Source organism: Streptomyces sp. 6N223, assembly GCF_052246635.1.
GTDB lineage: Bacteria > Actinomycetota > Actinomycetes > Streptomycetales > Streptomycetaceae > Streptomyces.
Genome location: NZ_JBQQCA010000103.1, coordinates 1 through 9,277, shown reverse-complemented (window position 1 = coordinate 9,277; position 9,277 = coordinate 1). Strand labels below are relative to the sequence as shown.

Below are 9,277 nucleotides of genomic sequence, written 5' to 3'. Positions count from 1 at the left end.
GGCCAAGGAGCCGCACCTCACGACGGCGCCCAACCGCAGGGTGGGGTGCCGGGGTGTGGGCGGCCGGGGTCCGGGGGCGGAGCCCTCGGCTTGGGGCCTCAGGCCGCGTAGTCGCCGGACAGGGTGACGGCCTCGGCGTCGTTCGCGTCGTCGCGGGCGGTGATCTCGCCCGCGACCCACGCGGGCACGCCCCGGCGTTCCAGAACCGCCATCGCCGCCTCCACCGCGTCCACCGGCAGCACCGCCACCATCCCGACGCCCATGTTGAACGTGCGCTCCATCTCCTCCCGCTCGACTCCACCGAGCCCTGCGAGAACGGAGAACACCGGCGGCGGGGTCCACGAGCCGCGGTCGATGTGCGCGGCCAGCCCCGCGGGGATGACGCGGGCGAGGTTCCCCGCCAGCCCGCCCCCCGTGACGTGGGCGAACGCATGGACCCCGGGCTCGTCGGCGAGCGCCAGGCAGTCGAGGGCGTAGATGCGGGTGGGCTCCAGCAGCTCCTCGCCCAGCGTGCGGCCGAGCTCCGGGACCCGCCGGTCGAGCGCCCATCCGGCGCGCTCCAGGAAGACGTGGCGGGCCAGGGAGTACCCGTTGGAGTGAAGCCCCGTCGAGCCGAGCGCCAGGACGGCGTCGCCCGCGCGGACCCGGTCCGGGCCCAGCAGGCCGTCGGCCTCGACCACGCCCGTCGCGGCCCCGGCCACGTCGTACTCGTCGGGCCCTAGCAGCCCGGGGTGCTCGGCCGTCTCGCCGCCGACGAGCGCGCAGCCCGCCAGCGCGCAGCCCTCGGCGATGCCCTTGACGATCGCGGCGACGCGGTCGGGGCGTACCTTGCCGACGCAGATGTAGTCGGTCATGAACAGGGGTTCGGCGCCGCAGACGACCAGGTCGTCGACGACCATCGCCACCAGGTCCCGGCCGATGGAGTCGTGGACGTCCATCCGCTGGGCGATGGCCAGCTTGGTGCCGACGCCGTCGGTGGCGGAGGCGAGGAGCGGGCGGCGGTAGCGCTTCAGGGCGGAGGCGTCGAAGAGCCCGGCGAAGCCGCCGAGGCCGCCCACGCTCTCGGGCCGCTGGGCGGTGGCGACCCACTTGCGCATGAGCTCGACGGCGGTGTCGCCCGCGGCGATGTCCACGCCGGCGGCGGCGTAGCTGGCACCGGGTGCCTGGTCGTCGTTCATGGGGATTCTGAGGACTCTCTCGTTACGGACGGCTGCGGACGGGCTGCGGGACGGCTGCGGACGACGGCTACGGGCGGCGGAGCGCGTCGGAGGCGCCCGCGCCGGTGGCCAGCAGCGGCAGCGGCTGCCGGTGCGGCTGTTCCAGCACGTCCTTGCCGAGCCCGGCGGGGTCGGGCAGGGCCATCGGGTACTCGCCGTCGAAGCAGGCCCGGCACAGCTGGGACTTGTCGATCGTGGTGGCCTCCGTCATCCCGTCCAGCGAGATGTACGCCAGCGAGTCCGCGCCCAGCGAGGCGCCGATCTCCTCGACCGACAGGCCGTTGGCGATCAGCTCGGCGCGGGTGGCGAAGTCGATGCCGAAGAAGCACGGCCACTTGATCGGCGGCGAGCTGATGCGGACGTGGACCTCGGCGGCGCCCGCCTCGCGCAGCATGCGGACCAGGGCGCGCTGGGTGTTGCCGCGCACGATCGAGTCGTCGACGACGACCAGGCGCTTGCCCCGGATGACCTCCTTGAGGGGGTTGAGCTTCAGCCGTATGCCGAGCTGCCTGATGGTCTGGCTCGGCTGGATGAAGGTACGGCCGACGTAGGAGTTCTTCACCAGGCCCGCGCCGTAGGGGATGCCGCTGGCCTCGGCGTAGCCGATGGCGGCCGGGGTGCCGGACTCCGGGGTCGCTATCACCAGGTCGGCCTCGGCCGGGGCCTCGGCGGCGAGCCTGCGGCCCATCTCCACGCGGGAGAGGTAGACGCTGCGCCCGGCGATGTGGGTGTCGGGGCGGGCGAGGTAGACGTGCTCGAAGACGCACCCGCGCGGTTTTGCTTCCGCGAAGGTCGTGGAGCGCAGGCCGTTCTCGTCGATGGCGATCAGCTCGCCCGGCTCGACCTCGCGGACGAGGGAGGCGCCGACGATGTCGAGGGCGGCGGTCTCGGAGGCCACCACCCAGCCGCGCTCCAGGCGGCCGAGGACCAGCGGGTGGATGCCCTGCGGGTCGCGGGCGGCGTAGAGGGTGTGCTCGTCCATGAAGACGAAGCAGTACGCGCCCTGGACCTGGGGCAGCACGCGCGGCGCGGCCTCCTCGACGGTCAGAGGGGCGCCGGTGTCCTCGTCGGTCTGGCCGGCGAGCAGGGCGGTGACGAGATCGGTGTCGTTCGTCGCGGCCGGGGCCGTGGTGGCGCGGCGCTCGCCGGGCAGCGCGGCCACCAGGCCGGCGAGCTCGGTGGTGTTGACGAGGTTGCCGTTGTGGCCGAGGGCGATGGAGCCGTGGCCGGTGGCGCGGAAGGTGGGCTGGGCGTTCTCCCAGGTGGGGGCGCCCGTCGTGGAGTAGCGGGTGTGGCCGACGGCGAGGTGGCCGGTCAGCGAGCGCAGCGAGGTCTCGTCGAAGACCTGCGAGACCAGACCCATGTCCTTGAAGACGAGGATCTTGGAGCCGTCGCTCACCGCGATACCGGCGGATTCCTGGCCGCGGTGCTGGAGGGCGTAGAGCCCGAAGTAGGTGAGCTTGGCGACCTCCTCACCCGGGGCCCAGACTCCGAAGACGCCGCAGGCGTCCCTGGGGCCTTGCTCGCCTTGCTCTCTGGCGGCGGAACCGGGGCTGAGGTCGTGGTTGAGTCGTCCGTCACCACGTGGCACAGGTCGAGTCTAGGCCAGGGAGGGGATGCTGCGGGAACCCCTGCGGGTGTGAGACACGCCCCACCCGCCCGCTCCTCGGCGCCTCAGGCGCCTCAGGCGCCTCAGCCCAGGACGGGGAGCTGGTCGGCCAGCAGTGCCGCCCGTTCGCCGGAGGCCTTGACGCGGCCGGTCGCGGTGGCCGCCGCCCAGGTCGCACGGCCGGTGGCCAGGCGTACCCACGTCAGGGGGTCGGTCTCGACGACGTTGGGCGGGGTGCCGCGTGTGTGACGCGGTCCGGGCAGGCACTGGACCGCGGCGAAGGGCGGGACGCGCAGCTCGGTGGAGGCGCCGGGCGCCTTCGCGGCGAGGGCGTCGGCCAGCACCCGGACCGTGATGGCCAGCGCCTGCCGGTCAAGACGCACCGGTACGCCGGTGGCGCGGGCCAGGTCGTCGCTGTGGACCAGCAGCTCCACGACGCGGGTGACGGTGAAGTCCAGCGCCCGCATGGCGCCGAAGCGGTGCGGCACCAGCAGGTCCTCGCGGATCGCGGTCTCCAGCACCGCGTCCAGCTCCTCGGCGGCGGCGTCGATGGCGGCCACCTGGTCGGGCGTCGCGGCGGCGGCGCGGCGGGTCATCTCGTCCAGGTCGTCCGCGATGCCGGCGGTGGAGACGGCCCACTGGTTGAGGTCGGCCTCCGGCCGGGTGGCGATGGGCGCGGGCTCGGCCAGCAGCCGGGGCAGGGCGTCGATCTGCCCGGTGATGTGGGCCAGCAGCGTGCGCACGTCCCAGCCGGGCATCGGGGAGGGCTTGGCCTGCTGCTCCGGGGAGAGCTGCTGCGCGGCGAGCCGGACGCTCTCGACCTGCGCGAGCAGGGCGTCCCCGACCCGCTCGGGGTGGTAGGCGCGGGGCTTGCGCCGGACGACACCAGACGACATGTGAGGGAGCTTACGACGAACGCGGGGGGCGGGAGGCGTCGCGGCCGGTGAGAGGCGGAATGGCCACGAGGATCGCGCGGGAAACGGGCTCGGTCCAGGTGAATCGGCAGGGCCGCGCCGGGTACCCCAGCCGCATGGCTGGTATCGAACTGCGCAGCGAAGCATTCACCGATCACACGCCGATCCCCCGCCGGTACACCAAGGACGGCCAGGACGTCTCACCGCCGTTGCAGTGGTCGGGCCCGCCGGAGGGCACGCGGGAGATGGTGCTGCTCTGCGAGGACCCGGACGCACCCTCGGGCCGGTTCCTGCACTGGCTGGTCACGGGCATCGACCCGCAGTCCCGCGGGATGGGCGCCGACCAGCTCCCGCCCGGCGGCGAGCCGCACACCAACGACTTCGGCGATCGCGGCTGGGGCGGCCCCCGGCCCCCGGCCGGGGACGAGGCGCACCGCTACATGTTCCGGCTGTACGCCCTGCCCGAGCACGTGACCGTGCCGCAGCACGCCTCCGCCGACGAGGTGCACCAGCTGGTGGACAAGCGGCAGAGCGCCAGCGGCACGATGGTCGGCCTGTACCAGAGGTGAAGGAAGCGGTCGCCCGCCCACAGACCGAGGATCACGCGCGCGCGGCGCACCTGGGCCACCGCGACACCCGCGGCACCCGCGACTCCTGTCGGCGTGTCGGCGGATCGCTCAGCCGGCGCCTGCCATCGGCTCGTCGGTGACGCCGAACAGCTCCGGCAGCGTGCGCTCGTGCGCCTCGCGCAACTCGGCGAGGGGGAGCGTGAACTGGCCCTGGACCTCGACGGCGTCCCCGTCGACGACGCCGACGCGGGTGGCGGGCAGGCCACGGGCGGCGCACATGTCGGTGAAACGCTGCTCCTCCGCGCGCGGCACGGCGACGACGGCGCGGCCGGCGGACTCGGAGAAGAGGAAGGTGAAGGGCGCGAGCCCGTCCGGGACGACGAGCCGGGCGCCGGCGTTCCCGCGCAGGCAGGACTCGGCCACGGCCTGGATCAGGCCGCCGTCGGAGAGGTCGTGCGCGGCGTCGATCATGCCGTCGCGGGAGGCGGCGATCAGGATGTCGGCCAGCAGGCGCTCGCGTTCCAGGTCGACGCGGGGCGGCAGGCCGCCGAGGTGGTCGTGGACCACCTGGGACCAGGCCGAGCCGCCGAACTCCTCGGCCGTCTCCCCCAGCAGGTAGATCTGCTGGCCCGGCTCGCGGAAGGCGAGGGGGGTGCGGCGAGTGACGTCGTCGATGACGCCGAGGACGCCGACGACGGGGGTGGGGTGGATCGCGGCCTCGCCGGTGGAGTTGTAGAGGGAGACGTTGCCGCCGGTGACGGGGGTGCCCAGGGTCCGGCAGGCGTCGGCGAGACCCCGGGTGGCCTCGGCGAACTGCCACATCACGGCCGGGTCCTCGGGGGAGCCGAAGTTGAGGCAGTCGGTGACGGCCAGGGGGCGGGCGCCGGTGGCGGCGACGTTGCGGTACGCCTCGGCGAGGGCGAGCTGCGCGCCGGCGTAGGGGTCGAGCTTGGCGTAGCGGCCGTTGCCGTCGGTGGCCAGCGCCACGCCGAGGCCGGTCTCCTCGTCGACGCGGATCACGCCGCCGTCCTCGGGCTGGGCGAGGACGGTGTTGCCCAGCACGTACCGGTCGTACTGGTCGGTGACCCAGGACTTCGCGGCCTGGTTCGGAGAGGCGATCAACGCCAGCACCTGCTCGCGCAGCTCCGCCGGGGTCGCGGGGCGGGGCAGGCGGGCGGGGTCGTCGGCCTGGAGGGCGTCCTGCCAGGCGGGGCGGGCGTAGGGCCGCTCGTAGACGGGGCCCTCGTGCGCGACGGTGCGCGGCGGCACGTCGACGATCTGCTCGCCGTGCCAGTAGATCTCCAGCCTGTCCCCGTCGGTGACCTCGCCGATGACGGTGGCGATGACGTCCCACTTCTCGCAGATGGCGAGGAAGCGGTCGACGTTCTCGGGGGCGACGACGGCGCACATGCGCTCCTGCGACTCGCTCATGAGGATCTCCTCGGGGGTGAGCGAGCTGTCGCGCAGGGGCACGGCGTCGAGGTCGACGCGCATGCCGCCGGAGCCGGCGGAGGCCAGCTCGGAGGTGGCGCAGGACAGGCCGGCGCCGCCGAGGTCCTGGATGCCGGTCACCAGCTTCTCGGCGAAGACCTCCAGGGTGCACTCGATGAGCAGCTTCTCCTGGAAGGGGTCGCCGACCTGGACCGAGGGGCGCTTCGCCGGCTTTCCGCTGTCGTCGAAGGTCTCGGAGGCGAGGACGGACACGCCGCCGATGCCGTCGCCGCCGGTGCGGGCGCCGTAGAGGATGACCTTGTTGCCCGTGCCGGACGCCTTGGCGAGGTGGATGTCCTCGTGGCGCATCACGCCGACGCACAGGGCGTTGACCAGCGGGTTGCCCTGGTAGCAGTCGTCGAAGACGACCTCGCCGCCGATGGTGGGCAGGCCCAGGCAGTTGCCGTAGCCGCCGATGCCGGCGACGACGCCGGGCAGGACGCGGCGGGTGTCGGGGTGGTCGGCGGCGCCGAAGCGCAGCGGGTCCATGACGGCGACGGGGCGGGCGCCCATGGCGAGGATGTCGCGGACGATGCCGCCGACGCCGGTGGCGGCGCCCTGGTAGGGCTCGATGTAGGAGGGGTGGTTGTGCGACTCCACCTTGAAGGTGACGGCGTAGCCCTGGCCGACGTCGACGACGCCGGCGTTCTCGCCGATGCCGACGAGGAGGGCGTCGCTGGCGGGGGCCTTCTCGCCGAACTGGCGGAGGTGGACCTTGCTCGACTTGTAGGAGCAGTGCTCGGACCACATCACGGAGTACATGGCGAGCTCGGCGCCGGTGGGGCGGCGGCCGAGGATGGCGCGGATGCGCTCGTACTCGTCCCGCTTGAGGCCGAGCTCGGCCCAGGGCTGAGGGGTGTCGGGGGTGCCGGCGGCGTGCTTGACCGTGTCGAGCATTGTCAGGAGACCAGCTTCGTGAGGGCTGCGGTCAGGACCGAGGTGAAGAAACCGAGGCCGTCGGTGCCGGGGCCGGTCAGCGGCTCGACGGCGTGCTCGGGGTGGGGCATGAGGCCGACGACGTTGCCCGCCTCGTTGCAGATGCCGGCGATGTCGCGGCGGGAGCCGTTGGGGTTGACGTCCAGGTAGCGGAAGACGACGCGGCCGGTGGCCTCCAGCTCGTCGAGGGTGCGCTCGTCGGCGACGTACCCGCCCTCGCCGTTCTTCAGGGGGATGGTGATCTCCTGACCGGCGGCGTAGTCGGCGGTCCAGGCGGTCGTGGTGCGCTCCACGCGCAGCCGCTGGTCGCGGCAGACGAAGTGGAGGTGGTCGTTGCGGGTCAGGGCGCCGGGCAGCAGGTGGGACTCGCACAGCACCTGGAAGCCGTTGCAGATGCCGAGGACGGGCATCCCGGCGCGGGCCTGCTCGACGACCGTCTCCATCACCGGGGAGAAGCGGGCGATGGCGCCGCAGCGCAGGTAGTCGCCGTAGGAGAAGCCGCCGGGGAGGATCACGGCGTCGACCTGGCTCAGGTCGCGGTCGCGGTGCCAGAGGGCGACGGGCTCGGCGCCGGCGAGGCGGACGGCTCGGCGGGCGTCGCCGTCGTCGAGCGAGCCGGGGAAGGTGACGACGCCGACCCGGGTGGTCACCGGGCCTCCCGGTTTTCGGCCAGGGCCGCGTCGGGGGTCGCGCCGGCCGTTCCGGCCGGGGAGTCGTGGACGGCGATGACGCGGAAGTCCTCGATCACGGTGTTGGCGAGGAAGGTGTCGGCCATCTCGTGGACGCGGGCCAGGGCGGCCGCGTCGGCGGGGCCCTCCAGGTCGATCTCGAAGCGCTTGCCCTGACGGACGTGCCGGACGCCGTCGAAGCCGAGCCTGGGGAGGGCTCGCTGCACGGCCTGGCCTTGGGGGTCGAGGATCTCCGGCTTGAGCATGACCTCGACGACGACGCGAGCCACGGGGTTACTCCTGCGCTGGTGCTGGCTGATGCTGCGGAACGCTGACATCGCTCAGCGTACCGGGCGCCGCTGTCTACACGGGTAGAACTGGCGAGATCGGTCACGTTCAGGTCTCGGGCGCGAAAACCCCTCCAAGAATCCAGGTGCGAAAAGTAAAGTCCCGGGTAGGGCTTCGGAAGCGGGGGCTATTTCGCTTTACCGGGCCAACGAGGCAGTACAAAAGAGAGAACGTTCCTCCCATTCCCTGGGAGCATCTGCATCGCAGCACGTCAGCGGCGGTTCGAGCAGCGCCGTAACGGCAGCGATCCTCCCGGAAAGGACCGATATCCGTGGCACAGCGCGTAGTGGTCACGCTCTCCGATGACATCGACGGCGGGGAAGCGGCGGAAACGATCGCCTTCGGACTCGATGGGAAGAGCTACGAGATCGATCTCAGCTCGCACAACGCGGAGAAGCTGCGGACGACGCTCGCCCCGTTCGTGCAGGCGGGGCGCAAGAGGGCGAAGTCCGGCAAGGCGTTCCACCACACCGAGGTGGCTCCCGACCCGAAGGCGGTCCGCGCCTGGGCGGAGTCCAACGGCATGGGGGTACCGGCGCGTGGCCGCATCCCGAAGAAGGTGTACGACGCCTTCAACGAGGCTCACTCCACCGTTCGTTGAGCCTCCCTCAGGGCCGCCGACTTGCCAGCGCCCCAGGGTGATCAGCTAGAGTCTGGAGCGCGCTTCGGGGGTTCCCGAAGCCACGCGGGTGTAGTTCAGTAGCAGAACACCCTCTTTCCAAGAGGGAGGCGCAGTGTGCGATTCCTGTCACCCGCTCCAGCCGCTGGCCCGGCTTGGGGTACAGTGTGCGTCGTGCGGACGTGGCTCAGTTGGTAGAGCATCACCTTGCCAAGGTGAGGGTCGCGAGTTCGAATCTCGTCGTCCGCTCGCTTGATGAGGAGCCCGGTCCTTGACGGACCGGGCTCCTTTGTTTTGTTCGCCTCACGCCGATGAGTTCCGGCGGCGCCGGGGGTCTACCCGTTACCGAGTGGGAAACGAGGAGGACCCTCCATGGAGATCACGCAGAAGATCACGCCCTGTCTGTGGTTCGACAACGAGGCGGAGGAGGCCGTTCGGCACTACGTCTCTGTCTTCCCGGGCGCGCGGATCGTGGATGTCCAGCGATACACCGAGGCCGGGCCGGGCGAGGCGGGCTCGGTGTTGTTCGTCAGTTTCGAGCTGGCCGGGCAGCGCTTCGGCGCGATCAACGGCGGCCCGCACGACCCGTTCAACGACGCGATCTCGCTCCAGGTGAGCTGCGAGACGCAGGCGGAGGTCGACGAGCTGTGGGAGCGGCTCACGGCCGGCGGCGGGCAGGAGTCGCAGTGCGGGTGGCTGAAGGACAAGTACGGGGTGTCCTGGCAGATCACGCCCCGGCGGCTGATGGAGCTGATCGCGGACGAGGATCCGGCCAGGGCGGCGCGGGCGATGAGGGCCATGCTGGGGATGAAGAAGATCGACATCCAGGCGCTTGAGGACGCGGCGAACGCGGTGTGACGCCGCTGGGCACCGGGCCGCCCGCCTCCGCGACGGGGGTGGCGGAGG

The 9,277-nt window shown here is 72.3% G+C and carries 9 protein-coding genes and 2 tRNA genes; 5 read left to right on the top strand and 6 right to left on the bottom strand.

The window, feature by feature from the left end; translation table 11 throughout:
* Positions 1-98: 98 nt before the first annotated feature.
* The 3 genes from purM to ACTWQH_RS32245 form a co-directional block, all read right to left on the bottom strand.
* Positions 99-1,178, bottom strand: a complete 1,080-nt coding sequence (gene purM, locus ACTWQH_RS32255) for a phosphoribosylformylglycinamidine cyclo-ligase (protein WP_443290366.1) — start codon at positions 1,176-1,178, stop codon at positions 99-101.
* Positions 1,179-1,245: 67 nt separating this feature from the next.
* Positions 1,246-2,808, bottom strand: coding sequence for an amidophosphoribosyltransferase (gene purF / locus ACTWQH_RS32250; protein ID WP_443290365.1), 1,563 nt, complete (start codon positions 2,806-2,808; stop codon positions 1,246-1,248).
* A gap of 101 nt (positions 2,809-2,909) precedes the next feature.
* A complete protein-coding gene (locus tag ACTWQH_RS32245; protein WP_443290364.1) occupies positions 2,910-3,722 on the bottom strand; it encodes a sterol carrier family protein in 813 nt (270 codons plus the stop codon).
* A 134-nt stretch (positions 3,723-3,856) separates the two neighbouring features.
* Here ACTWQH_RS32245 and ACTWQH_RS32240 point away from each other — a divergent pair, with 134 nt between their 5' ends.
* On the top strand, positions 3,857-4,309 hold the full coding sequence (locus ACTWQH_RS32240) for a YbhB/YbcL family Raf kinase inhibitor-like protein (RefSeq protein ID WP_443290363.1): 453 nt from the start codon (positions 3,857-3,859) through the stop codon (positions 4,307-4,309).
* Between the two features lie 108 nt (positions 4,310-4,417).
* Here the strand turns inward: ACTWQH_RS32240 and purL are convergent, their stop codons facing one another.
* Genes purL through purS form a run of 3 tightly spaced genes read right to left on the bottom strand, consistent with a single transcriptional unit; the run spans position 4,418 to position 7,694 of the window.
* Positions 4,418-6,697, bottom strand: a complete 2,280-nt coding sequence (gene purL / locus ACTWQH_RS32235; protein ID WP_443290362.1) for a phosphoribosylformylglycinamidine synthase subunit PurL — start codon at positions 6,695-6,697, stop codon at positions 4,418-4,420.
* Between the two features lie 2 nt (positions 6,698-6,699).
* Positions 6,700-7,386 carry a phosphoribosylformylglycinamidine synthase subunit PurQ gene (gene purQ, locus ACTWQH_RS32230; protein ID WP_443290361.1) on the bottom strand — a complete coding sequence of 229 codons (687 nt, stop codon included), beginning with the start codon at positions 7,384-7,386 and terminating at the stop codon, positions 6,700-6,702.
* Positions 7,383-7,694, bottom strand: coding sequence for a phosphoribosylformylglycinamidine synthase subunit PurS (gene purS, locus ACTWQH_RS32225; protein WP_443290360.1), 312 nt, complete (start codon positions 7,692-7,694; stop codon positions 7,383-7,385). The genes purQ and purS overlap by 4 nt, the downstream gene beginning before the upstream one ends.
* Positions 7,695-8,023: 329 nt before the next feature.
* Here purS and ACTWQH_RS32220 point away from each other — a divergent pair, with 329 nt between their 5' ends.
* The 4 genes from ACTWQH_RS32220 to ACTWQH_RS32205 all read left to right on the top strand — a co-directional run bounded on the left by ACTWQH_RS32220 (position 8,024) and on the right by ACTWQH_RS32205 (position 9,229).
* The gene (locus ACTWQH_RS32220) at positions 8,024-8,353 is read left to right on the top strand and encodes a histone-like nucleoid-structuring protein Lsr2 (RefSeq protein WP_443290359.1); all 330 of its coding nucleotides are present in this window, start codon (positions 8,024-8,026) and stop codon (positions 8,351-8,353) included.
* Positions 8,354-8,437: 84 nt separating this feature from the next.
* Positions 8,438-8,512, top strand: a tRNA-Gly gene (locus ACTWQH_RS32215).
* A 35-nt stretch (positions 8,513-8,547) separates the two neighbouring features.
* Positions 8,548-8,620: transfer RNA gene (locus ACTWQH_RS32210), tRNA-Gly, on the top strand.
* Positions 8,621-8,743: 123 nt separating this feature from the next.
* Positions 8,744-9,229 carry a VOC family protein gene (locus tag ACTWQH_RS32205; protein WP_443290358.1) on the top strand — a complete coding sequence of 162 codons (486 nt, stop codon included), beginning with the start codon at positions 8,744-8,746 and terminating at the stop codon, positions 9,227-9,229.
* Positions 9,230-9,277: the final 48 nt, after the last annotated feature.

Coding starts and splice junctions, on each gene's coding strand:
- purM (WP_443290366.1), bottom strand. CDS start 1,178: ATGAACGACGACCAGGCACCCGGTGCCAGCTACGCCGCCGCCGGCGTG.
- ACTWQH_RS32245 (WP_443290364.1), bottom strand. CDS start 3,722: ATGTCGTCTGGTGTCGTCCGGCGCAAGCCCCGCGCCTACCACCCCGAG.
- ACTWQH_RS32240 (WP_443290363.1), top strand. CDS start 3,857: ATGGCTGGTATCGAACTGCGCAGCGAAGCATTCACCGATCACACGCCG.
- purL (WP_443290362.1), bottom strand. CDS start 6,697: ATGCTCGACACGGTCAAGCACGCCGCCGGCACCCCCGACACCCCTCAG.
- ACTWQH_RS32205 (WP_443290358.1), top strand. CDS start 8,744: ATGGAGATCACGCAGAAGATCACGCCCTGTCTGTGGTTCGACAACGAG.